18 protein-coding genes and 1 pseudogene are annotated in these 23,879 nt (G+C 71.6%); 12 read left to right on the top strand and 7 right to left on the bottom strand.

Annotated features, from left to right (window positions below; all coding sequences use genetic code 11):
* Positions 1–349: 349 nt before the first annotated feature.
* The 4 genes from ACU6WZ_RS16770 to ACU6WZ_RS16755 form a co-directional block, all read right to left on the bottom strand.
* Complete coding sequence (locus ACU6WZ_RS16770; RefSeq protein ID WP_447028860.1) at positions 350–1,705, bottom strand: hypothetical protein; 1,356 nt, start codon at positions 1,703–1,705, stop codon at positions 350–352.
* Positions 1,706–1,780: 75 nt separating this feature from the next.
* Positions 1,781–3,196, bottom strand: a complete 1,416-nt coding sequence (locus ACU6WZ_RS16765) for a sensor histidine kinase (RefSeq protein WP_447028859.1) — start codon at positions 3,194–3,196, stop codon at positions 1,781–1,783.
* A 31-nt stretch (positions 3,197–3,227) separates the two neighbouring features.
* The gene (locus ACU6WZ_RS16760) at positions 3,228–3,905 is read right to left on the bottom strand and encodes a response regulator transcription factor (protein WP_447028858.1); all 678 of its coding nucleotides are present in this window, start codon (positions 3,903–3,905) and stop codon (positions 3,228–3,230) included.
* Positions 3,906–4,019: 114 nt separating this feature from the next.
* Positions 4,020–4,991: an adhesin gene (locus tag ACU6WZ_RS16755; RefSeq protein ID WP_447028857.1), complete on the bottom strand. Its 972-nt coding sequence runs from the start codon at positions 4,989–4,991 to the stop codon at positions 4,020–4,022.
* A gap of 221 nt (positions 4,992–5,212) precedes the next feature.
* Between ACU6WZ_RS16755 and ACU6WZ_RS16750 the strand changes: the two are divergent.
* Positions 5,213–5,353 (top strand): annotated as a pseudogene (locus tag ACU6WZ_RS16750) (MerR family transcriptional regulator); the annotation flags it as partial.
* Positions 5,354–5,413: 60 nt separating this feature from the next.
* On the opposite strand, the gene ACU6WZ_RS16745 reads toward ACU6WZ_RS16750, so the two are convergent.
* Entirely contained in the window at positions 5,414–5,752 is a 339-nt protein-coding gene (locus ACU6WZ_RS16745; RefSeq protein WP_447028856.1) for a trypco2 family protein, read from the bottom strand.
* Between the two features lie 165 nt (positions 5,753–5,917).
* On the opposite strand from ACU6WZ_RS16745, the gene ACU6WZ_RS16740 reads away from it, so the two are divergent.
* From ACU6WZ_RS16740 to ACU6WZ_RS16715, 6 genes are all read left to right on the top strand, one after another.
* A complete protein-coding gene (locus tag ACU6WZ_RS16740; protein WP_447028855.1) occupies positions 5,918–7,630 on the top strand; it encodes a S1 family peptidase in 1,713 nt (570 codons plus the stop codon).
* Positions 7,627–10,041: a serine/threonine-protein kinase gene (locus ACU6WZ_RS16735; RefSeq protein WP_447028854.1), complete on the top strand. Its 2,415-nt coding sequence runs from the start codon at positions 7,627–7,629 to the stop codon at positions 10,039–10,041. The genes ACU6WZ_RS16740 and ACU6WZ_RS16735 overlap by 4 nt, the downstream gene beginning before the upstream one ends.
* Positions 9,945–11,435 (top strand): vWA domain-containing protein, encoded by a 1,491-nt coding sequence (locus ACU6WZ_RS16730; RefSeq protein ID WP_447028853.1) that lies wholly within the window; start codon positions 9,945–9,947, stop codon positions 11,433–11,435. The genes ACU6WZ_RS16735 and ACU6WZ_RS16730 overlap by 97 nt, the downstream gene beginning before the upstream one ends.
* Positions 11,432–12,469: a GlnX family signal transduction membrane protein gene (locus ACU6WZ_RS16725; RefSeq protein ID WP_447028852.1), complete on the top strand. Its 1,038-nt coding sequence runs from the start codon at positions 11,432–11,434 to the stop codon at positions 12,467–12,469. The genes ACU6WZ_RS16730 and ACU6WZ_RS16725 overlap by 4 nt, the downstream gene beginning before the upstream one ends.
* Positions 12,466–13,785: an extracellular solute-binding protein gene (locus ACU6WZ_RS16720; RefSeq protein ID WP_447028851.1), complete on the top strand. Its 1,320-nt coding sequence runs from the start codon at positions 12,466–12,468 to the stop codon at positions 13,783–13,785. Before ACU6WZ_RS16725 ends, ACU6WZ_RS16720 begins: the two co-directional genes overlap by 4 nt.
* 159 nt (positions 13,786–13,944) lie before the next feature.
* Positions 13,945–14,898, top strand: coding sequence for an IS481 family transposase (locus tag ACU6WZ_RS16715; RefSeq protein ID WP_447028850.1), 954 nt, complete (start codon positions 13,945–13,947; stop codon positions 14,896–14,898).
* A 320-nt stretch (positions 14,899–15,218) separates the two neighbouring features.
* Here the strand turns inward: ACU6WZ_RS16715 and ACU6WZ_RS16710 are convergent, their stop codons facing one another.
* Positions 15,219–16,055 (bottom strand): hypothetical protein, encoded by an 837-nt coding sequence (locus ACU6WZ_RS16710; RefSeq protein ID WP_447028849.1) that lies wholly within the window; start codon positions 16,053–16,055, stop codon positions 15,219–15,221.
* A 185-nt stretch (positions 16,056–16,240) separates the two neighbouring features.
* On the opposite strand from ACU6WZ_RS16710, the gene ACU6WZ_RS16705 reads away from it, so the two are divergent.
* Positions 16,241–16,426, top strand: a complete 186-nt coding sequence (locus ACU6WZ_RS16705; protein ID WP_447028848.1) for a hypothetical protein — start codon at positions 16,241–16,243, stop codon at positions 16,424–16,426.
* Between the two features lie 45 nt (positions 16,427–16,471).
* Here the strand turns inward: ACU6WZ_RS16705 and ACU6WZ_RS16700 are convergent, their stop codons facing one another.
* On the bottom strand, positions 16,472–17,815 hold the full coding sequence (locus ACU6WZ_RS16700) for an IS4 family transposase (protein WP_447028847.1): 1,344 nt from the start codon (positions 17,813–17,815) through the stop codon (positions 16,472–16,474).
* A 393-nt stretch (positions 17,816–18,208) separates the two neighbouring features.
* Between ACU6WZ_RS16700 and ACU6WZ_RS16695 the strand changes: the two genes are divergently transcribed.
* Genes ACU6WZ_RS16695 through ACU6WZ_RS16680 form a run of 4 tightly spaced genes read left to right on the top strand, consistent with a single transcriptional unit; the run spans position 18,209 to position 23,837 of the window.
* Complete coding sequence (locus ACU6WZ_RS16695) at positions 18,209–20,518, top strand: cache domain-containing protein (protein ID WP_447028846.1); 2,310 nt, start codon at positions 18,209–18,211, stop codon at positions 20,516–20,518.
* A 6-nt stretch (positions 20,519–20,524) separates the two neighbouring features.
* On the top strand, positions 20,525–22,246 hold the full coding sequence (gene pgsB, locus ACU6WZ_RS16690) for a poly-gamma-glutamate synthase PgsB (RefSeq protein WP_447028845.1): 1,722 nt from the start codon (positions 20,525–20,527) through the stop codon (positions 22,244–22,246).
* Positions 22,243–22,725, top strand: coding sequence for a poly-gamma-glutamate biosynthesis protein PgsC/CapC (locus ACU6WZ_RS16685; protein ID WP_447028844.1), 483 nt, complete (start codon positions 22,243–22,245; stop codon positions 22,723–22,725). Before pgsB ends, ACU6WZ_RS16685 begins: the two co-directional genes overlap by 4 nt.
* 29 nt (positions 22,726–22,754) lie before the next feature.
* Positions 22,755–23,837 carry a C40 family peptidase gene (locus tag ACU6WZ_RS16680; RefSeq protein WP_447028843.1) on the top strand — a complete coding sequence of 361 codons (1,083 nt, stop codon included), beginning with the start codon at positions 22,755–22,757 and terminating at the stop codon, positions 23,835–23,837.
* The last annotated feature ends 42 nt before the right edge of the window (positions 23,838–23,879 follow it).

The following is a 23,879-nucleotide window of genomic DNA, read 5'->3' as shown; positions in this document are numbered from 1 at the left end:
GGAGGACTGACCGGCACCCTATTCAGGCGATGCTGGCGCGCTACGACACCTATCGACGCGACCCGGTCGCCGTCGCCGTCCAGGCCGCCCTCTGGCACAGCTTCGCGGCCCCGGACTTCGACCTCCGCCACCGCGCCACCGCCGTGCGAGCCCCGACGCTGCTCGCCTGGGGCGGCACGGCCGCCGCGATCCGGTGGCGGGCGTCGGGGACGCCAGCCGGGCGGCGGCCGCCGTGCCGGGCGCCGAACTGCCCTCTTCGACGCGGGCCACGCCCCCTTCGTCGCGGCGCCGGAGGCCTTCCTCGCGGTCGTACTCTCCCTTCTCGACCGGTGACCGGAGTCGTCGTGGGTCAGGACCGACCCGGGGCGAGCACGGCGAGGAGCTGGGGCGCCAACTCCTCAGCCGCAGAAGTGTCCTTGCGGTCGGCAGCGTCGCGCAGGTCGCGCAGCAGGCCGTCGACGCGGGCCACCTGTTCGCCTTGCGCGGTGTGCTTGACGCGGTCCCAGGTGAGTTCGAGGCCGGTGACGGTCCCCGCGACCGCGCCGCTGTCCGAGGCTGCGGCGTCCAGGGTCAACTGCCGGGTCCACAGGTCCATCCGTGCCGCTTCGACGGTGGCGATGGGTTCGTAGCGCAGGTGCAGATCGCGGTCGTTCTGCGCTACCCGGAGCACCGCCCCGCGCACCAGTTCCGCGTCGCGCGCCTTCACGGACTCCGTGAGCGCGTCGAGGTCGCGGTCCATCTGCCGGGTGAGTACGGACGACACACGGTCCGCCGTCCGGTACGCGTTCCACGCCTCCCGCACCTGGCGTACCTCGGCGGGGTCCGTGGTTCCGGTGTGTGCCGTGCGGACCGCGGCGGACAGCGCGTTCAGGGTGTCCGGCAGCCGGCCCGGTGTCGTGTCGGTGGGGACGGCGAGGGCGACCGCCTCCAGGTCGGCGCCCGGCTTGCCGGTGGAGAACTCCCCGTACCCGGGGGCGAAGACCTTGTCCTCGCGGGTGCCGTCCATGTGGAGCTCGTTCACCGTGATCGCGCCCTTCACCGGGCCGTACGGACCTTCGACCGTCTGGTTCACGGCCTTGACCGTGACCTCTTCGAAGACGACTTCCGGCACGTTCTCCGGACGGTAGACGTCTCCCGCCTTCGGCTCGGCCGGCATGATCATCGCTGCGGGACCGGTCTTTCCCGCGCGCCAGGTGCCGTCGGTGTCGGCGACGACGCCGTTCTTGCAGTTGAAGACGTCCTCGCCGAAGTACCAGACAGAACCGTCGTCGGCCTGCGCGAACCAGTCGAGCGCGACCTCCTTGATCCGCCCGTCGGAGAGGGCCATGTACTGGAGGGTGCGCACCTTCACCTTGTCGCCGTTCACGGTGATGGTCTTGGCGTCGGGCAGCAGGGTGAACTCGGTGCGGAACGGCTTGCCGTCGACCTGGCCGCCGTAGATCACCTGCTGGATCTCGGAACTCGGGTGCAGCGGGTTGGTAATGGCGGTGGGACGGGAGAAGACCGGCTTGCCACGGTCGACCCGGTCCTTCTCCGGGGCGAGCGGCAGGCACCTGCCGGTCTTCTTCCCGGTGGCGGCGTCCACGGTCCGCACACAGTCCGTGCCCGTCTTCGCTTCCCCGCCGGCCGCGCCGGCACCGGCACCGGCGGTGAGTGTCGCGGCCAGTACCACTCCCACGGCTGCTGACAGATTCGTCTTCCTCATGGCTGCCTCCTCTGTAGTGGTGGAAACGCTGCCACCGCGGCGCTGAAGGGACCCTGAACGAAACTGAACGCGCCTTCAGCGACAGGGGCGGGGCCAGGGACGGGGCCGGGGCCGGGGCCGGGGCCGGGGCCGGGGCCGGGGGAACGACACCTCGAACCGTGCCCCGCCGAGTGCGCCGTCCGAAACCCTGGCCGTGCCGCCGTGCGCCGCGACCAGCTCCGCGACGATGGCCAGGCCCAGCCCACTGCCGTCGGACCGCTCCGGTGTCCGGTCGGGACGCCCTTCGGGGGAGCGAGGCCGGGACCGGGCGTCGTCGAGGCGTACGAAACGTTCGAAGACGCGCTCGCGTTCGGCGGCCGGCACACCGGGGCCGTCATCCTCCACACCGAGCACGATCCGGCCGTCCGCCCACTGCTCCAGATCGAAGACCACCTGGGAGTGCGCGTGCCGGGCCGCGTTGTCGCCGAGATTACGGAGCACCCGCCGCAGACCCTGCGCGTCCCCGGGCAGCCGGGCCGCCGATACGCCGGCCGCGCCGATCCGGATGCCGACCGCCGTACGGCGCAGGCGTCGTACCTCGTCGAGCACCAGATCGTCGAGGTCGACCTCCCGCAGGTGCGGACGCAGTGCGCCCTCGTCGGCTCTGGCCAGCAGCAGCAGGTCGTCGACGAGCCGCTGGATCCGCAGATCCTCCGCCAGTACGGTCGCGGCGAGCGCCTCGGGAGTCGTCCGGCCAGGATGGGCGAGGGCCACCTCGGCGTGCTGGCGGATGGACGCCACCGGGGAGCGCAACTCGTGCGAGGCGTCCGAGACGAACCGCCGTTGCGCGGTCTGGGCCCGCTCAAGGCGGTCCAGCATGCGGTTCATGGTGGCGGCGAGACGGGCGATCTCGTCGCGCCCGCGCGGGAGTGGCACCCGGCGGTGCAGCTGCGCGGAGGAGATCGCCTCGACCTCCGACCGGATCGCGCCTACCGGGGCCAGCGCCCGGCCCACCGCCATCCAGGTGGCCCCGGCGGCCAGGACGAGGAGCAGGGGCAGCCCCACCAGGAGTAGCCGGGTGACGATCCGGGTCGACTCGGCGACGGCGATGAGCGCCCGCCCGACCAGCACCGTCTGCTGGTCGCCCGCACCGTCGGGCCCGCCCCCTCCGTCGGCGGTGACCGCCACCACCAGGAACTCGTCCTCGTCCAGCGGTGTGGTGACCCTGACCTCGGCGTCGGCGCCCGGGCGGGCCAGTGCCGGCAGCTCGTCGACATTGGCGCTGGCCGCGACCACGGCGCCCTGGGCGTCCAGCACCTGGATGAACTGCTCGTCCCGCTCCGCCACGGCCAGTGAGGGGACCCCGCGCCCCGAGTCGATGACGGCCGCCACCTCCTGGGCGCGAGCGCGGGCGGCCTGCCGTACGTCGTCGGTCAGCTCGGCCCGCAACAACACGACCAGGGCGACAGCCCCCGCCAGCAGCCCCAGGGCGACAACGAGAACCGCGGCCACGACCGACCGGAACCTGACCCCCGCCGGGAAGCTAACCCCCATCGGAGGCCAGCCGGTATCCGGACCCGCGTACCGTCTCGATCGCGGCACGTCCGAAGGGCCGGTCGAGCTTGTTGCGCAGATGACGGACGTAGACCTCGACGATGTTCGGGTCTCCCTCGAAGTCGTCGTCCCAGACATGCGCCAGGATCTCCCGCTTGGACACGGTCTCGCCGCGCCTGCGCAGCAGGAACTCAAGCAACGCGAGCTCGCGGGTGGTCAGTGGGACCCGTACCCCGCCCCGCGAAACTTCCTTCGCCGCCGGATCGAGCCGCAGGTCGCCGGCGGTGAGGGCGGCCGGCCGCGCCCGGGGATCGCGGCGCAGCAGCGCGCGGAGCCGGGCCAGCAGGACGGCGTACGAGAAGGGCTTGGTGAGGTAATCGTCAGCACCGGTATCGAGGCCCTCGACCTCGTCCCACTCGCCCTCCTTGGCGGTGAGCATCAGGATCGGCGTCCAGTTGCCCTCGCTGCGCAGGGTCGCGCAGACCCTGTAGCCGTTGAGGCCGGGCAGCATGATGTCGAGGACGATGGCATCGTAGGCGTTCTCGCGCGCCCGCCAGAGTCCGTCCGTCCCGTCGAGTGCGATATCGACGGCGAAACCGTCCGCCTCCAGGCCGCTGCGCAGTCCTTCGGTGAAACGCTCCTCGTCGTCGACGACCAGAACCCTCATGCGTCGATTGTGACCCGCGTCACCTGAACCGTAGCTGAATGCGGGCGGGTGTCGGCCGCGGGGCCGGGCCGCCACTCGTGCACGTGGCCGGGCACCCCTCAAGTGGCCTGCCCGTCAGGCGCGGCAGACGAGTTTCATCTGGGCTGCGGCGTGGTGGGCGCCGACCAGGTCTTCGTCGCCCCAGTCGCGGCCCCGGTTCAGGAGTTGCACCGCGAACTGGCCGCCCCGCTTGACCTCGTAGCTGCCCACCGAGACCAGGCTGCCACGGTGGACGGTCTGGCGGACGGCGAAGGCGGCGTACGACGAACGGGTGTCGTCGGGGTCGGCGAGTACGCGGTAGAAGGTGGGATTGCCGGCCACGTCGACGTCGCGATCGGCGCTCGGTACGAACACGGCCAGCGCGCACTCGTCGAAGCCGTTGCCCGGCCGCCACGACCAGGTCGCGGTGTTGGCGCCGTCCCGGTCCGGGGCGCCCGACATGGGGACGGCGGTGAAGCGGCCGTCGCAGCCGTCGCCCTCGTGGCCGCCGGACCCGACCGTGTACCAGCCCGCGTCGCCGTTCTCGAAGCGGCCGGACTCTGTGTACTGACCGGAGGACTGGCCGGAGGACTGGCCGGAAGACTCGCCGGAATCCCTGCCCGGCGAGCAGCCCGGACCGGCCCACTGGGTGAACGACGGGCTCCGGTCAGGCGGAGAATTCTTGGGCGGGACCGGCTTCGCCGGGGAGGGGTGGGAGGTCCGGGACGGGCGCGGGTCGGCAGTGGGGCTCCCGGTGACCGACGGGCTGTCGGGGACGGGAACGGCCGGCCCGGTCGGACCGATGCGTGTCGGTACTCCGCGGGCGAGGTCGTCGGCATTGCCCAGCGGGCCGCCCGGCCTCTCACCACTCCCCTCGTCGCCTCCGAACGCAAGCAGCGAGACCACTGCGACGAAGAGGGACAGGGCGACCGCGACTCCCGCCGCCAGCAGAAGTCTCCTCGGTCGCGAGAACGTGGAGAGGCGGCCGGCGACGGTCTCGCGCACGATCCAGGAACCGCAGGTCACCCTGGAGGCGCCGGCGTCGAGCCCGCAGTCGGGGCAGGCCATGCCGGGCAGCGCACCCCTTCGTCCGCCACCGCACCGTTCGCACACCATGAGACCTTCTCGCACCCGAACCAGGGGATCATCCTGAACAGTCGGCCAGTAGCCGGGCCCCAACTATGCATGAGCACGTCACCTTGAGACAGGGATAGCGCACGATTGACCTTGCCCCAGGGGCAAGGCACACAGTCACTCCTGTCGGGCCGATAACGGTCCGGCGACGGAGGATGGAACCATGGTTGACACGGCAGGGCCTGAGCGTGGCCGGGCCCTGCCGCGAGATCTAATTCGCCGACTGGGACGCCGCGTCGGCGACGGACGAGGCCTGTGACGTGGCGTTCCCCGTGAAGTCCCGTGAGGTCACGTGAGGCCCCCGTGAGGTCCCCCGTGCTGTAGCGGGTAGTCAGGGGGCAGGGAGGCAGAGGGAGTCAGGCGTCGTCGTCCAGGTCGGGGTGCGTCTCGCCGCCGACGTCCACCGGGCCGTCGCCGTCCCTGCCCCGGGGCTGGAGTTCGACGTTGATGCGGTGCGTCGTGTCGTCCGTGGCTGTCCTGCCGACATCCGCCGTCACCACGCCGATGCGCAGGCCGCCCTTGCCGCCCGTCTCGCGCCGGATCTGGACCGTGAACTCCAGGCTCACCTTCTCCACACGGAAACGCAGCCCGCTGTCCCTGCCCCGCCGCTGGGCCTCCTCCAGCTCCGCCCGCACCTGGCTGATCACCTCTGCCAGGCCCGGTGCCCGGTCCTGCGCGTCGTCGTACGCGTTCACCTTGCCCACATCCCCCCGCTGCCGCCGAGGCCCCATTGTCACCCACCGCGACTATGCTGGTACAGCATGGGGGCGCTACAAGGTGAGACCAGTTTAGGAGCCAACTTTCGTACGGACCAGGAGACTTGGCGCGTACGGCTGCGCAGTCCCGGTCCGCGTGGACAGGTGCTCGGGGCCGGTGTGCTGCTCGGCGACGGGATGGTGCTGACCTGCGCCCACGTCATCCGGATCGCCGGCAGCGACGACCACCAGCCCGTGGTGGTCGTCGAGTTCCCCGGCAACGGCGGGGGCGGCAAGGGCCAGGGCGGCGCCGGTCCCGGTGCGCTGGAGGCCCGCGTTCTGCCGGGCCACTGGGTTCCGCGCGCCGACGACCACAGCGGCGACCTCGCCCTCCTGCGGCTCGACGGGCCGCCGCCCGTCGCCTCACACACCACGCTGCACCGGCTCCCCACCATCTGGAACCGGCGGGTCCACTTCGCCGGGTACCCGTCCCGCATCACCGGCGGCAAGTGGGCCGAAGCGCTCATCAAGGGGCCCGGCGGCCCCGGCGACGAGTGGGTGCAGATCGACCCCGTGACCGAGGCCGACACCCTCATGCGGCGCTTCAGCGGCGCCGGCGTCGTCGACAACCGCACCGGCCGCGTCATCGGGATCGTCGTCAGCAAGCTGGACTCGGAGCGTGAGGGCGCCCACTACGTCCACGGTTACATGATCCCGACCGGCACCGTCGTCAAGCACCTCGACCTCGTCCGCGAGCGCTGCGTCAGCGGTCGGCCCCCCGTCCCCCCAGCGCTCCTCACCCCCGGCGTCGCCGTCGCCGTCGACGCCGGCGACGGCCCGGCCCGCCCTGCCCAGGACCTGGGCTTCGCGCGGTGGATCACCCGGTGGCTGGCGGGCGAGGACGACATGGCGGACGTGGAGATCGCGTTCGTACGGGACGAGGACCTGGCGGCGGCCCTCGCGCTGCGCACCACCCTCGCCCTGGCCGACCGCGAGCAGTCCCCCCGCACCTCCACCGCGGCCGCCGACCCCGGCCTCGCCCGCTCCGGCCTCGCCCACGTGGACGCGTATCCGACCGTCCCCCGCGCCGGCAGCCTCGACCTCGCAATCGATGTGAGCGGCCGGACCCCCGCCCAGGTCGCCGGGGAGATCGCCGAGGGCATGGGCCTCGACGGCCCCGGCCTGCTCCCCCTGCCCGCCCGGCTCGCCGCCGACGCCCTGCCGCTGACCACCGTCGTCCGTGGCGTGGACGAGAGCGCGGAGCCCGCGGAGACAGTCGAGTTGCTGCACGCGCTGGCGCGACGCGGCGGGCGGCTGCTGCTCGTGTTCCGGCGGCTGGATTCCCCCGCCCTGCGCCGTGCGTACGATCTCCTCCTCGAACCGGACCGCCCCCGGCGCTGGCTGGACCGCATCGGCCGCCGGATCACCGACCTCGCCCGTACGGAGGAAGCCGCCCGGGAGTTACGGCGCCGGGCCGCGTCCTGCGTCACTCCGCTGCCGCCCGTGCCCCGGTACGCCCCCGATCTCGCGCTGAAGGCGGCCCGCCTGGAGGCCGATCCGCAGCGGGGCGCGACCGCCTTCCTGGTCAAGCTGAGTTACGTCGAACGCAGCACGGAGGGCGCGCTGTTGCAGGCGAAGGCCGCCCATCGCGTCCTCGCCCTCCGACTCGCCCGCCACCAGGAGCTGCGCGGTCTGCTCGACGGTCACCAGGCGCGCCTGGCCGCCCACGGCATCACCGAGGCGGCGGCCGTGCTGCACCAGGAGGCGCAACGGATGCTCACGGGCGGGCCGTGCGAGCTGCCGGTGGCGGAGGCGGCCGTCGAGCGGTTCGTGACCGAGGCGCGGGTGGCCCTCGCCGCGCTGGGGGAGCCGCGGTGAGGGCGTGTCCGCACCCGGGGTGCGGGGGGCAGGTCACCGAGACGGGCTTCTGCGACCTCACCGGACTGCCCGTGGACGACGACGGAGCGCCCCCGAACGGGGCCAGGACAGGCGCGAACGGCGCAGGCGCGAACGGCCCCGGCGGCGCAGGCGCGAAGGGAGGCCTCACGGGCGCGAACGGGCAGAGCGGCGGCCCGCGCCCTCCGGCGGCCCAGTTCGTCCTCTCCCCCGCCGGTGACAACCTGATGGACCTGCCCCTCGTCGAGGTCCCCGACCCGGCCCTCCTCGCCCAGCCCGAAGCCGCCCAGCCGTCCTCGCACGTCATGCGGTGCGGCAACCCCGACTGCGCCGAGTTCATCGGCGTCGTCACCTCCGAGGGGCGCTGCAGCTGCGGGACGCCGTACGCGCTGCAACCCCAGCTGTCCGCCGACGACGTACTCGCCGACCAGTACCGCGTCGTCGGGCCCATCGCCCATGGCGGCCTGGGCTGGGTGTATCTGGCGGAGGACGCCCAGCTCCACGACCGCCCGGTCGCCCTCAAGGGCCTGCGTAACCCGCACAGTTCCCTGGCCCGCGAGGTCGCGCTGCGCGAGCGCCGGCATCTGACCGACCTCAACCACCAGGACATCATCCGCGTCATCAACTACGCGACGCACCGCCCCACCGGCACCGACTACATCGTCATGGAGTTCGCGGCCGGCATGGCGCTGCACCGGATCGCCGAGCGCATCGCGCGCGACGAGGAGCCGTTCGCGGGACCGCGCGTGCACGAGTTCATCGTCAGTTACGGCATCCGGATCCTCGACGCACTCGGCTATCTGCACACGCAGGAGCGCAAGGTGTACGGCGACATGAAGCCGGACAACGTCATGCACTGCGGCGACGGCATCAAGATCATCGACGTGGGCGGGGTACGGGAGTTCGGCGTTCCCGGACCGTACACCGGCCCCTACAAGGGCCCCGAGGTCGAGCAGGACGGCCGCGCGCACCCCCAGTCCGACCTCTACAGCGTCGGCGTGACCCTGCGCGAGCTCGCCGACGCCGCCCGCCACCGGGCGCCCGGGCTCGGTGCCGAGTCGCTGCACCGGGCGCTCGCCCGCGCCACCGCCGACGACCCGCGCCACCGGTACGCCACCGCAGCCGAGATGTCGCTCCAACTGCGCGGTGTCATCCGCGAGCTGCGCTCCCTGCGGCTGGGTACCGAGACCTTCGAGCCCTCCCGCCTGTTCGACCCGGCGTCGGCCGCGCTCGACGGCGGGCTGGGCCGGGCCCCCACGCTGGACAGCTGGGCGTACGGCACCCACCGCCTCCCCCTGAACGCCGCGCGGCCGTCCCCCGACGAGGTCGCGGCGGGCCTGCCCGTGCCCAGGACCGACCCCGACGACCCGCAGGCGGGCTCGCTCGCCCGGATCTCGTACGACGCACCGGGTCTGCTGCAACTGCTCGCGGACTGGACGCCGTCCGTCGAACTGCACCTGCTGCGCTGCCGCCTGCACCTCGACCTCGCCCGCAGACCCCGCCGGCGCGCCCACCACCACGAGCGGGCCCACGCCGAACTCGGCCTGGCCACCGCGCTCGTCGGCACCATGGCCCCGTACGACTGGCGGCTGCACTGGCACGCCGGGCTGCTGCACCTCGGTGACGACCGGATCGCCGAGGCCCGCACCGAGTTCGACCACGTCTACGACTCGCTGCCCGGTGAGTACGCCCCCAAGCTCGCCCTCGGCTACTGCCACGAACGGCTCGGCGCACCGGACCGGGCCCGCGACTACTACGAGGCCGTGTGGCTGCGCAATCACTCCATGGGCAGCGCCGCCTTCGGGCTAGCACGTTTCCATCTGGCCCGGGAGGAACGGGAGAAGGCCCTGGAAATCCTGGAGCACGTACCGAAGGACTCCCGGCACCGCACGGCCGCTCGGACCGCGATCGTCCGCATCCTGGCGGGCCGCAGGGCCCCGGCCGGGGCGCCGCCGCCCCTGGAGTCGGTCACCGCCGCGCTGGCCCGGGTCGTGCAGTTACACGAGGAGGAGGGGCTGACGGACCGGCACGCGGTGCTGCGCCTGGAATCGCACATCCGCGAAGTGGTACTGGACTGGGTCTGCGCTACGGACAACGGCGAGGACGCGCGGGTGCGGCGGCTGGCGGAGCTGCGCGAGCGGGTCCAGGACGAGCACCTCACCGAGAGCCGGCTGCGCAGACGCCTGGAGGAGGCGTACCGCGCGCTGTCCCAGCAGGCCGGTGACCTGCGGGCGCACGCGCTGCTCGACCTGGCCAACGGCATACGGCCCCTGCGATGGACCCACAAGGAGCACACATGGCCCGGCGCGGCACGGACGGCTCGCAAGCTCCAGCAGATGCGGGGCACGAGAATGGCACCGCCGACGGCCCGCCCGCCGTCCGCCTCGAACTGAGCCAGCAGCCCTACGTCTTCGTGGAGCGCGGCGCCGAGACCGGGACCCGTATGTGCGCCGTGGTGACGGTCACCGTCACCACGGGGGCCGGTGGTCCGGCGTCCGCCGGGTCCGCGAACGCCGAGATCCTGCTGCTCGACTGCTCCGCGTCCATGGGCTACCCGCGCGAGAAGCTGTGGGCGGCCCAGGAAGCGGCGACGGAAGCGGTACGGGCGCTGCCGGACGGCACGTACTTCGCGATCGTCGCGGGACGCCACACCGCGGAGCTCGTCTACCCGGAGGGGCCGGCCGGCTCCGGCAGGGACCTCGCCCGCGCCGACGCCACCACGCGCAAGGAGGCCGAGGACGCCGTCGCCCGCCTCGCCCCGAGCGGGGGCACCGCCATCGGCAGCTGGCTGGCCCTGGCCCGCGAGCTGTTCGCGGGACGCCCGGGGGGCACCGTCCGGCACGCGCTGCTGCTGAGCGATGGACGCAACGAGCACGAGCGGCGGGAGGAACTGGCAGCCGAACTCGGGCGTTGCTCAGGGCTGTTCACCTGCGACGCGCGCGGCATCGGCGAGGACTGGGACCCCGACGAGTTGCAGCTGATCGCCGACCGCCTCGACGGCAAGGCCGATGCGGTGCGCGACTTGGACGCGCTGCCCGGCGAGTTCCGCACCGTGACCGCCGAGTCCGCGGCCCGCAGCCTCACCGGTCTGCGGCTGCGCCTGACCCACCGCCCCGGCAGCGCCCCGCTCACCGTCCAGCAGGTCCACCCCACCCGCCGCGATCTGCTGCCGGGGCGCGTGGTGGCCGGGGAGCGCTGCCTGGAGTTCCGGACGCCGCCGTGGGGCGCGGAGACCCGCGAGTACCTGGTGTGCGTGGCCGCATCCCGTACCGGGCAGGAGCCCGTCGACCGGGCGCTGTGGCTGGCGGACCTCAAGGTGGTGCGCGAGCCGCAGCCCGGCAAGGACGGTGTGGCGGCGCCCCTGCTGCCGCCCGCGCGGCCCCTGTTGGTGCACTGGACCCGCCACCACGACCTCTACAGCACCTACGACCCCAAGGTCGCCCACTACGCGCACCACGACGCGCTCGTGCGCGGCCTCGAAGAGGGCAGGGCGGCGCAGCGCGCCGGGGACGTGCCGCGCGCGCGGGCGGCGTGGGGCGAGGCGGTGCGCCGGGCCCACGCGATGGGCAACGAAGCGATGCTGCAACGCCTCGGGGATGTCGTGCTGATCATCGACGCCGCGCGCGGAGAGGTGAAGATACGCACCGACATCCGGCCGCTCGACATCAACTCGGCGATGGTCCTGCGCGCTCACAGCACCATGCTGCCGCCGCACCGCAGCGCACCGGCACCGGGACCGGGAGTCGCACCTGCACCTGCACCGGAGCAGCCCCGGGACGCGCGGTGACGGCGTACGCACGCCGCTTCTGGCGCTCCGCCACCGGGGCCGACGGTGTCACCACCGTCCGCTACCTGCGCCGTCAGCTGCTGTGGCTGCTCACGCTCACCGCTGTGGGCGGCACGGCGCTCTTCGGCGCGTACGACGAGGTCCACAGCGACTCGGTGGCGATCCGCGACCGCACCGGGCCCGCCGTCGTCGAACTGGCCAGGGCCCAGGCCTCACTGCGCCAGGTCCACACCACGGCCCGCGACCACCTCCGCTACCGGGCAGGGCACGCGCAGTGGCCGGACGTCCTGGCGCGCGGGGAGGAGTACCGGACGCAGCTCACGCGGGCGAAGGGCAGCCTGGAGCGGGCTGCCGCCACCGGCGCCCTGGACCGCAAGGACCGCCAGACGCTGCGTATCGCGTCCGGGCTCGTCGACGGCTACGCGCTGCGCATCGACGGGGCGTGGACGCAGTCCGGCCGGGCGCGCCTGAGCCTCGCCAACCTCGCGTACGCGCAGACGATGATGTACGGCCCCGAGTCGGGCATACTCGACCGGATCGCCGCCGTCCAGGCCCGGCAGAACGCGGCCCTGGACCACCAGGAGGACTGGGGATACGCGCCGCTGCTGGCGTGGCCGGTGGCCGTCACGGCCTGCGTGCTGCTCGGCGCAGGGCTGGTGGGCACCCAGGTATTCCTGCGCCGGCGTTTCCGGCTGCGGCTGAGCATGCCGCTGGCGGCGGTGACGGTGCTGCTGGCCGCCGTTCCCGTGCTCGCCTTCGGGACGTGGCAGGCACACGACGGCCAGAGCCTGATGCGGGACGCGAGCGCGCTGCTGATCCCTGTCGACGGCACGCCGGCTCCGGAGGCGGCCATCGCCGACGCCGAGAAGGGCATGGACGAGGCAGCGCGGGCGGGAAACATCAGGGGGTGGGTCAGGGGCACGGTGTTCATTCCGCTCGGGACCGTACTGATGACGGGTGTCGTGCTCTGGACGCTCCAGTCGCACCTCGCCGAATACGCCGTTCCCCGGAACCGCACGGGAGGCCCCCGATGAACGCTCCGCACCACGTTCTCGGGAACGCTCCGCACCTGCGTGCTCTGTCGCGCGTGCTGCTGTGCGTCGCTCTGCTCGCCGCGATCGCGCTCACGTCGACGGCGTGCGCGGAGGAGCCCCGACCCGCCGTGAGCGTTCTCGGGCCGTGGACGGGCGACGAGGAGGAGAGCTTCGAAACGGTACTGGCCCAGTTCACCGGGGAGTACGGCATAGAGGTCGACTACCAGGGCACCACGTCGCTCCGCGAGACGCTGCTCGCCCAGGTGCAAGCCGGTTCACCGCCCGACATCGCCGTACTGAACAGCCTGGGCGACCTCACCGAGTACGCCCACGACGGGGTGCTCGCACCGCTTCCCGAGAACGTCCGGGAACGCTCCCCGCAGCCGTGGGCGCCCGAACTCACCGTGGACGGCCGCAAGAACACGTACTGGACCCCGGTGAAGATTGATCTCAAGAGCGTCGTGTGGCACTACCCGGACAACTCCGCGCGCAAGGGCGCGTGGTGCCTGGGCATGGGGTCGGGCGCGACGTCGGGGTGGCCGGGCAGCGACTGGATCGAGGACATCCTGCTCCAGAAGTCGGGCCCCGCGCTGTACGAGCAGTGGGCGACCGGCGAACTGCCGTGGAACAGCCGCGAGGTGCGGACGGCGTGGGAAACCTGGGGGCGGCTCCTGACGTCCGGGGGCCCGGCGCAGACCTCCGCCGCACTCGGCAACGGCTTCGAAGGCAGGGACGGCAAAGGCTTGATGGCACGGGGCGACGGCGGGGCTGGGGCTGGAAGCGAGGAGGCCGGCGACGGCGGGTGCGTACGCGAGCACCAGGGGAGCTTCATCCGGCGGCTGTACGGGAACGACGTCACGTTCACCGCGAGCGCGTCGGCCGTCGCGGGGCTGGCGAACAACCGGGGGGCGTACGAGGTGGCCGGCGACATGGCGGCGCTGTTCCGCGACACTGCGGGCGCCCGGTCGCTGCTCACGTTCCTCACTGGGGAGCAGGCGCGTGGCACCTGGGCGCGTGCGGTGCCGGAACGCAACCTGCCGTTCTTCCCGGCGTCCGTCGGGTCGTACGGCGACGCGTGGGCCAACCGCTCGGTCGACGAGGCGCTGACGCGGGCGCGCAGGCTGTGCGTCGACGCGTCGGACGTGATGCCGGCGGGGCTGCGCGGCGCGTTCTACCGGTCGGTGCTGGAGTTCCTGGCCGCGCCGGGGGACGGGGCGCTGCTGACGGGGCTGCTGCGGCAGCTGGACGACGAGACGCAGCGGCTGCGGGCGCGGGGAACGCCCCGGGTTCCTTCGGTGTGCGGGGCGCCGGGGTAGGGGGCGTCCCTCCGGGCCGGCGCCACGCCGCCACCCGGGCTAGGTGTTCTGTCCACGGAGGTTGGTGACAGTGATCACGGTCGGGTGATCTTGAACAAGTGAGGGCCTTCCGGGTTCGGTGTGGATTGCGACATCTCCACCGAACGACAGAAGGCCCTCATGCCCCACCGTAATGCACCCCTGACCGAGACCGGCCGCCTGCGGCTGGCCCGCTGCGTCGTGGACGACGGCTGGCCCCTGCGCCGGGCCGCCGAACGCTTCCAGGTCTCGCCCACGACGGCACAGCGGTGGGCCGCCCGCTACCGCGAGCTGGGCGAGGCCGGGATGAGCGACCGGTCCTCGCGCCCGCACCACAGCCCACGTCGCACGCCGACCCGCACCGAGCGGCGAATCATCAAGGTCCGCATCCTGCGCCGCTGGGGGCCGGCCCGCATCGCCTACCTCCTCGGGCTGAACCCGGCGACCGTCCACCGTGTCCTGACCCGCTACAAGCTGGCCCGCCTGGCCCACCTGGACCGTGCCACCGGCCGGGTGATCCGCCGCTACGAACACGACCACCCCGGTGACCTGGTGCACGTCGACATCAAAAAACTCGGCAACATCCCCGACGGCGGCGGCCACAAGGTCCTCGGCCGGCAAGCGGGCCGCAAGAACCGGGCCAAGGCCGGGATGAGCTTCCTGCACAACGCGGTCGACGACCACTCCCGCCTGGCCTACAGCGAGATCCTCACCGACGAGAAGAAGGAGACCGCCGTCGGATTCTGGCAACGGGCCCACGCCTACTTCGCCACCGCCGGCATCACCGTCCAGCGGGTCCTGACCGACAACGGCTCCTGCTACAAGTCACACCTGTGGCGCAACTCCCTCGCCGAGCAGGGCATTTCACACAAGCGCACCCGCCCCTACCGGCCCCAGACCAACGGCAAAGTGGAGCGGTTCAACCGGACCCTGCTGGACGAGTGGGCCTACGCGAAGGCATACCGGACCGAGACCGAGCGACGCGAGGCATACCCCGTCTGGCTGCACACCTACAATCACCACCGCGGACACACCGCGCTCAAGGGCCAACCACCCGCCAGCCGCGTCCCCAACCTCACGGGTCAGTACAGCTAGGGGGTGTCTGACAATTCCCCGCGGCGTCGCGACGCCCGGCAGGCACGCTCGCAGCGTTGCCGAAAAGCCCCAGTAGCTCCGCTACGAGGACTGTCCGGCGCCTTGCGATCGCACGCACCGGACGCCGCTCCTTGACCCACGGGGAATTGTCAGACACCCCCTAGCTTGAGATTTAACCTCCGGATTCGAACAGCTCCGACTAGCCCTTCCTGCCGCACGAGCAGGCTCCGCAGCACAGTCGGAAATCTAATTAAGTCGGGACAAACGGTGCGCATGCTGGTTCCGTGAAGCCGACTTGCGGTCGTGTTCGAGCGGCGAGGTCAAATCTCAAGCTGGCGCCACGCCGCCACCGTCGCGCCAAGGGCCTCCACCGCCGCCTCCGTCCGCGTCGGGTCGGCCCGTACCGTGCGGCTGAACTCCACGTGCAGGAACGGCACGTCCAGTTCGGCCGCCTCCCGGCCCTGCACGTTCGACCGCCCTTCCAGCACGCACCGCCGCACCCACGCGCGGCACACCTCGAAGTTCTCGTCCCGGAGCGCCTCCGTGAGCCGGCGTGCGGCCGTGCGGCCGTCCGTGCCGCGGCCGGTGGAGACGATCACGTCGTATTCGGGTTCGGTGCTGTCCGCGAAACCGTGCAGCTGGATCCCGGGCAGCCGACGCCGCGTGAGCTCGTCGCAGACCGCGTGGAAGACCGTGTCCCGGCGGTGGGCGACATCGGCCGCGTCGCCCCTGCCCGCCTCGCGGTGCGCCCCCGCGATGACCAGTACGCCCCCGGGCCACCCGGCCATGACTCCGGACCCGAAACGCTCGCTGTCCGCGTCGGCCACCGGATGCGGGACCTGCGCCGACCACCGCACAGGCTCTCCGAGTGCGACGTACACCCGTCCCCAGCCGCGCTCGGCCTCCGCCTCCCGGCGGCCCCCGGACTCGGCCACCTCCGCGTACTGGCGGCCGGTTGCCCCGTCGGTGAGGGTGCGTACGCCGAAATCGGCCTCGGCGAGTGCACGAGCGGCCTCGTCGCGGCGCCCCGCGACGAGCAGCCCCACCCCGTCGGCGATCGCACCGCGCTCCGCGCGCGTCGGCGGCCGGAAGTCGGCGTCCGCGACCACCTCGGTGACGAATCCGTTGATCCGGTCCTCCAGATCAACGCGATCCATGCCCTTATCGGATGATTCGGACGGTTTCGATGGATTATCCGAATTGCCGTTTTGTGACCGAGTGTTCATCGTGACAAACGCCACAACGAACGCCGCGACCAGCAGAAATGTCAAAATCATTAGCTTCGTGGTCGAGATCCGTCTCATAGGGCGGCGAAAATATCATCGTGACGAGACTTCCCCACTTGCCCGGCACAACCCGGGGTGCCCTACTTGCCCTGCCGGCAGCCATCAGGACCGGGTGCGGCCTCCCGGAGACGGGCGAGGAACGCGCTCGCTACCGGTTGGCGTTCGAGCGCACCCAGGACACGATGCTCAACCGTGGCGCCTCGAAGGGCGGTCTCAAGTCCCTCCAGGATCCGCCCGGCTGAGCCCCCGGCGCACTCCGTAGCTCAATGCCGGGAAGCTTGGCTTGATCATCTCGTGTGGCTGTCGGGCTCCGCGGTGGTCGGCGGGGTTGTGTCGAGTGGGATGATTTCGATCCCGTATCCGGTGATTTTTGTGCTGCGGCTGGCCGGCCCGGCGGGTTTCGAGGGGAAGATGGAGCTGGGGCGTTTCACGGTCCGGGGGCAGACCCGCAGGCGTCGCTCGGCCGATCGCAGGTTCGCCAGCAGCGACGTGGTCATCTCGGCGAGGTGGGTGCCGATCCGCGCCGTGGTGCGGATCACGGTGTCCCGGGCGACGGTCAGGGCGACAGTGAAGGAGAGCCGGTCGGCATCGAGCCCGTGGCCGGCGGCGGTGGAACTGATCGTGCGGCGGATCGCCTGGTGGGTGACGAGATACGCCCAGATCTCCTGGTTGACCAGCGCGGGTGTCTTCGATCTCAGGACGGCGCGTGCCCCGCGCTGAGTGATCTTCAAGTCCCGGAATTCGAGCTCGGATTCCCACCGCTGGGAATACAGTGCGGCCAGTTCACCGGCGGGGAAGGCCGCAGGGTCGAGCAAGGTGGTGATGAGCCGGTAGGGCTCATGGCGTCGTGACCCGTCGGCGGCCTCGATGACGACCACCATCTCGATCACCCGGATCCGTACCGACCGGGGCCGCCCCGCCAGGGCTTTCGTGATGTTCTTGTGCGCGTGCCGGGTCGCGAGCCAGGAGCCGTCGGGCAGGACCTCGTCGGGGACCAGCCGCACCGCCGCCGAGATCCGCCACAACAGATCCGCCCCGCCGGCGGCGGCATCGACCCACAGCAGCCAGCCCGGGAATCCCCGGTCGGCCAGGACCAGCATCCCGGGGCGCATCCGGTCCAGCAGGCGCCGTGTCAGGTCCTGCTCACAGACCCGGCGGATGTCGAACGCCACCCCGAGCAGCGCCCGGGTCCCGCACTCGATCAGCGCGACCAGGCGGACCTGGGGGAACGCGGCGATCCGCCGCTGATTGCGGGTCCGGCCGAACACCGCGTTCACCGCGGTGTCGGCGACCTCGAGAAACGTGCCGTCCACCGAGGCCAGCCGAAGCCCCCGCCAGAACACCCCCGGCATCGCGACCGTGCCGACCGGCCCGGCGATCCGCTCGAACAGTAACCGGAACGGCTCCGGGCCCAGCGTGACGCGGCGCTGCCGCAGCGCCGAGGAGGAGACCAGCTGGCCCCGCGCGGCCAGCCGCGCCGTCCCACCGGCCAGCTTCGACAGCACCGACCGGTAGCCGTCTCTCGGGAACAGCGTCAACGCGAGCACGAAGAACACACACGTCACCGCGCAGAGTTTGCCGTCACTACGCCGGTCCCCGCGGCCGGAAGCCGCCAGCACATCCGTGACCATCCGCCGTGTCACAACCTGGCGCAACACACCCAGCTGCCCCGTCTGTCCCGCGCTCGCACGCGACGACCCCTCTATGCCAGACTCCCCAGACAACGAAGCTCCTGTTCCGAACAAGTCGATCGTGGTAGATCGCTCGTTCTACAGGAGCTTCGCTGCATCCAGCGCCCGCACACGAGATGATCAAGCCAAGCTTCCCGGCATTGCTCCGTAGCTGCTCGCGACCGGTCGACTCGTCGGCACGTCAGACGTAATGCGCATCACATCGAGCGAATTCCGTACAACCATTCGTATGGTCTCGCGAGTCATGACGCACCGGTTGGACTGCACAGCGTCACGCCGGATCACAGCCCACCCCAATACCCGCTGTTGCCCAGAATCTGAAGGTGAACACTCATGGCCGCTTCGACCGCGACGCGGCGGCGCAAGGCCCGGCGCAGGGCCGACATGTCGCTCCTGGGCGGCATACGCCCGCCCATCGCGGTCCTGTCGGCGCTGCTGCTCTCCTTGGCGGGCATCACCGCCCTGGGCCTCGGCAAGGCCGACCAGGATCTCGTCCCGAAGGCCGTACTGAAGTCCCAGCAGCACTTCGCCGAGGACGGCGCCATCGCCCTGCGCGCCTCGGTCGACGAGAGCGTCACCGACCTCACCAGGACCGCGGGCCTCTTCAGCGCCTCGGACCCGGTGTCGCCCGACGCCGTACTCGACAAGATCGGCAACGTCTACCAGAAGTGGACCGGCACCGCCGTCCTGGAGATCAAGTCGGGCAAGCTGCTCGCCGCCCGCGGCGAGAACGTGCCCGTCACGGCGATCGACACCGCCAAGCTCCGTGACGAGGACGGGCTCAACCCGCGCATGGTGCGGCTGCAGAACGGCGAGACCCGGTTGCTCTCCTTCGCGTTGCTGTCCTGGGAGGGCCGCCCCCAGCAGCTGCTGATCGCGTCCAACAGCCTGCGCTTCCCCGGCATCGCGCTCGGCAAGTCCCGCGCCATCGCCGTCATCGACAGCGAGGGCCGCATCCTCAGCAGCGACGGCATCCCGGAGCCGGAACAGGTCCGCACCGATCTCCGGCGTGATGGGATCAAGCGCTCCAACAAGCAGCTGGCGTCGTTCGCGAAAATCGCCGCGGTCAAAGCCGAACAGCATCCGCTCAAGGCCAAGGAACCAGGTTCCGGCGGCTTCCTCGGCGTAAGCGGCAGCCTGCGCGGCGACACCTTCCGGGGCGACCGGGCCGTCGCCGGGTACGCGACGCTCGCCGGCCCCGAGGCCGGCGAGAGCACCGTCGCCACCAGCCTCGGCCTGACCGTCGTCGCCATGGTCGACGTCGGCGAGGACCCCACACGCTCCGTCGGTACGCTCTTCGGCCTGTTCGCCGCCGGCGCCCTCTTCGTCATCGGTGCCCTCGCGGTCGCTCTGCTCCTCGGTACGGTCCAGCGCCCCCTGATCCGGCTCTTCCTGGAAAGCCGCCGCCTGACCCGCGGCGACCTGACCCGGCCGGTGAACTCCCCGTCGCACGGCGAGGCGGCCCGGATCGGGGACGCCCTGGAGCGGGTACGCCGCCAGCTCCTCGGCGAGCCCGCCGCAGCGACCGCCGCCGCCAAGGGCTCGCGCAAGCGGGGCCGGTTCGGCAGCCGCGCGCTCATCGCGATCTGCGGAGTGCTGCTGCTGGCGTGGTCCGCCCCGATGCTGCTGCTGCTCAACCGGGCCGACTCCACCGTCGCCGTACCCGAGCAGATGGTCAGCGACCAGCGTGAACGTACCGAAACCCTCAGCGACCGGGTCCGGCGCGCGCTCAACGAGGGCCACGCCGACCTGGTGTCGGTGGCCTCCCTCATCGGAGACCGCACCTCGCCCGAGGACATGCGGAAGGTCCTGGAGCGCACCCGGACCGAGCACACGCGCTACGCGTCGCTGTACGTCGTCTCCGGCGACGGCCAGATCCTGACCAGCGCGGGCGAGGACCCGAAGCGGCCGTCCGGCGAGAAGCCCGACACGAAGCCCCTGGACGTGCTGGGCGACTCCGGCAAGGAACCGGCCGTCGCCGGGCAGGCCGAGATCCCCGGCCGTGACGGGGCGCGGGTCGTCGGTAAGTTCCGTATCGGCTTCATCAACTCCCTGCTCAAGCGGCCCGGCCTCGGCCAGATCCGGGTCGTCGACGAGAAGCGGCGGATCATCGGCAGCAACACCGGCTACCAGGCCTTCGACGAACTCCCCGGCGAGCGCCTCGACTCCTTCGTGGCCGGCGCGAACAAGAAGGTCCGGCCGAGCGCCCAGGCCCGCGGTGTCGTCTTCCGCGACGGCGACGGCGCCGAACTCGCGGCGGCCGCGCCGTTCACCGGTGGCGGCGCCGCCGAGTCCCTCGGCTGGACCGTCGTGAGCTGGCAGCCCGCGTCGGGTCTCGCCATCCCCGAGTACAACCTGCAGAACCGCACCGTCCTGGCCGGTCTGCTCGGCATCACCGCCGCGGTCGCCTGCCTGGGCTGGCTGCACATCGTCGTCGTACGCCCGCTGCGCGAACTCGCCCGGCAGGCGGAGGCGCTCGCCGACGGGGACCGGCGCACCGTGCTCTACCCGCGCCACCACGACGAGGTGGGCGCCGTCATCCGCAGCCTGGAACTGCTGCGACAGCAGCTCCAGGAACAGCGCAAGCGGGACGGCGCGCAGGCCCCGTCCCGCGCAGCCGCCACCACCGCCGGAAGGAACTGATCGGCCGTGCTTTTCCTCTACACCGTGCTGATGGTGGGCAGCGGCGTTCTGCTGATCGCCGGCGTCGTCGAACAGCGCCGCCACTTCGTCAACCTGAACCGGATACCCTCCCGGGTGCTGGTCAACGGCATCCGTGGCAAGAGCTCCATCACCCGGCTGTGCGCCGGCGCGCTGCGCGGCGGCGACCTGGTCACCGTCGCGAAGACCACCGGCACCGCGGCCCGGTTCATCCACCCGGACGCCACCGAGGAACCCGTCTACCGCAAGTTCGGGATCGCCAACGTGGTGGAGCAGATCGGCATCGTGCGGCGCGCGGCGTCGTACAACCCGGACGCTCTGGTCATCGAGTGTATGGCCGTCATGCCGGCGCTCCAGGAGATCAACCAGTCCAAGCTGATCCGGTCCACGATCGGCGTGCTGTGCAACGTCCGTGAGGACCACCTCGCGGAGATGGGCCCGACCCTCGACGACGTGGCGCGCTCGCTGTCGCGCTCCATGCCGGAGGGCGGCATCTGCGTCACGGCCGAGCAGGACCGCTTCGACATCCTCCAGGAGGAGGCGGACGCCCGGGACTGCAAGCTGATCTACGCCGACCCCGAGATCGTCTCCGACGAGGAGCTGCGCGGCTTCAGCTGGTTCACGTTCAAGGAGAACGTCGCGATCGCGCTGACCGTCGCCGAACTCCTCGGCGTGGAGCGCGAGACCGCCCTGCGGGGCATGTACGACGCGCCGCCGGACCCGGGTGTGCTCTCCGTCGAGCGGTACGCCACCCCCGATGGTAAGCGGCTGCGGTTCGCCAACGTCTTCGCGGCGAACGACCCCGAGTCGACGCTGATGAACATCAACCAGCTGCTGGACCTCGACGCCATCAGCAGGCCGCTGAACGTCGTCATCAACTGCCGTCCGGACCGTGTCGAGCGCAACGGCCAGATGGGCGCCATCATTCCGGACCTCCAGCCGGACAAGGTGTTCGTCATCGGGCACCCGGCGAAGAGCGCCATCGACGCGATCCCGGCCGAGTGGCGCGACCGGGCGGTCGACCTCGGCGGTGACAAGCGGGCGGCGGAGGACTTCATGGAGCAGCTGCTCGGTGAGCTGGGCCAGGACTCCTCGCTGGTCGCGATCGGCAACATCCACGGGCAGGGCGAAGTACTGCTGGAGCACCTCGCGGAGCTGCCGGCGGACGAGACGGCGGACGAGACGGCGGACGACGCGCCGGGCAACGCGACAGGCGCGCCGTCCGGCGCGGCAGCGGGCCGGACGGGCGCTGTGCCCGCCGACGAGGCGGCTGCCCCGTCCGCCCACGGGCCTTCGCGGCCCGTCGGCCGGCACGACGAGACGCTCGCCCTGCAGCAGTACACGCCCTACATCGACCCGTACCAGCCCTACCCGGAGGCGTACGAGGCCCGCTACCAGCAGCACCAGCAGCCGCCCGTGCCCGTGCCGCAGCAGTACGAGCACCAGCAGCAGCACCAGCAGTCGTACCCGCAGCAGGCCCAGCAGCACCAGCAGGCCCAGCAGCCGTACCCCCAGCAGCACCAGCAGTCCCACCCGCAGAACCAGCCCGTCCTGTACCAGTCCGGACCGCAGCAGCGCACCGGTGAGAACGCCCCGCCCCCCGAACGACGGCCAGAGCGACGGCCAGAGCGACGGCCCGAGCGCGGCATGTTCGAGCCGGCCCGGCCGGTGGACCCGGCCCAGCAGCAGAACCCAGGAGAACCACGTTGATCCCGTCCGTACTCACGCCCGAGATCGCCGCGATCGGCATCGCACTGGGCCTGATGTTCTCGCTGGTCTGCTACCTGACGACCAACCTCTCCCCCGGCGGCATGATCACCCCCGGCTGGCTGGCCCTGACGCTCGTCGAGGACCTGCAGCGCGCGGCGATGGTCGTGGGCGTCACCGTTCTGACGTACGTCACCACGCTCGCCGTCCAGCGCGTGGTGATCCTCTACGGCAAGCGGCTGTTCTCCACCGTCGTGCTCATCGGTGTTCTCTTCCAGGCGACCGTGATGATCATCCTGTCGATGGAATTCCCGCTGATGTACACGAATCAGACGCTCGGCTTCATCGTCCCCGGCCTGATCGCCTACCAGCTCGTCCGCCAGCCCAAGGGCGCGACCCTGCTCGCCACCGGTTCGGTGACGCTCATGGCCTACGTCGTCCTCACCGCCGGAATCCTGCTCGGCGCGCTGCCGTCCGTCTGACCGTCGACCGTCCCAAGGGAGCTGACCTCATGAGTGCCAAGACCAAGCGCGGCCCCCGCCGGGGGCTGCACGCCGCCACCGTCATCGCCCTACTCGCCGGCAGCGCGTACCTCACCGTGGAGCTCCGCCAGGAGGAGCAGGCCAAGGCGCCCGCCGTCCAGGCGGTCACCGACACCCCGGCCCTGAAGACCTCGGGCTCCGGCCTGGCGTCCGGCAAGCAGACCTGGGAGCGCCTGAAGAGCCCCGCGCGCACCGTCCTGCGGGCCGAGGGCGGCCGGGTGCTGGCCACGTTCACCGACGGCGCCCGCACGGCGACGCTCACCGGACCGAGCCGTACCTTCACCGAGCCCGCGATGACCAAGTCCCGCATCGTCACCGACGACTGGGTGCGGCTGATGCCGGAGCCGTGGACGGAGGGCGCCGAGAAGGAGCAGTGGTTCAAGGACTGGTTCAAGGAGTTCTTCGCCTCCAAGGAGGACGACATCTTCGCGATCGCCTTCCAGTACGTCGACCAGGCCCCCGTGAAGAAGGACTCCGAGGGCATCTCGTACGCGGGTGACGCCGACTTCGGCCCGATCAACCCCGAGGGCAGCGAAGGCAACGACTACCGCCTGGAGGAGTCGGACTTCTTCGACTACCTGGGCATCCCGTACACCTTCCGCGACGGCACCTCGCTGCAGCCCGAGACGATGCGCGCCCGTTCCATGGACTGCTCCGGCTTCATACGTACCGTCCTCGGTTACCGGGCCCGCTTCCCCCTGAAGGCCACCGACAAGCTGGGTGACGGCCTGCCACGCACCGCGAACGGCATGGCGCGCACGGAGCTGGGCAGCGACGTCATCAAGCTGGCGGGGGTCGCGCCGGATTACCGGCCGAAGTCGATCGACGTGCTGCAACCGGGCGACCTGGTGTTCTTCAAGCTGGACAAGCGCACCAAGGAGCGGATCGACCACGTCGGCATCTTCCTGGGCCACGACACCGACGGCCATAAGATCTTCGTGTCGAGCCGCGAAGAGGCCAACGGGCCGACCATCGGCGACAAGGGCGGCACGTCCCGCCTGGACGGCAACGGCTACTACGCGAGCACCCTGCGCAGCGCGAAGCGTCTCTAGACCGCTGTCAGGACCCCGCCGTAAGGTTCAGGGTGTCTGTCC

This window comes from Streptomyces hypolithicus (genome assembly GCF_052934925.1).
The sequence above is the reverse complement of the archived record's forward strand: the minus strand, read 5'-3'. Positions and strand labels throughout refer to the sequence as shown.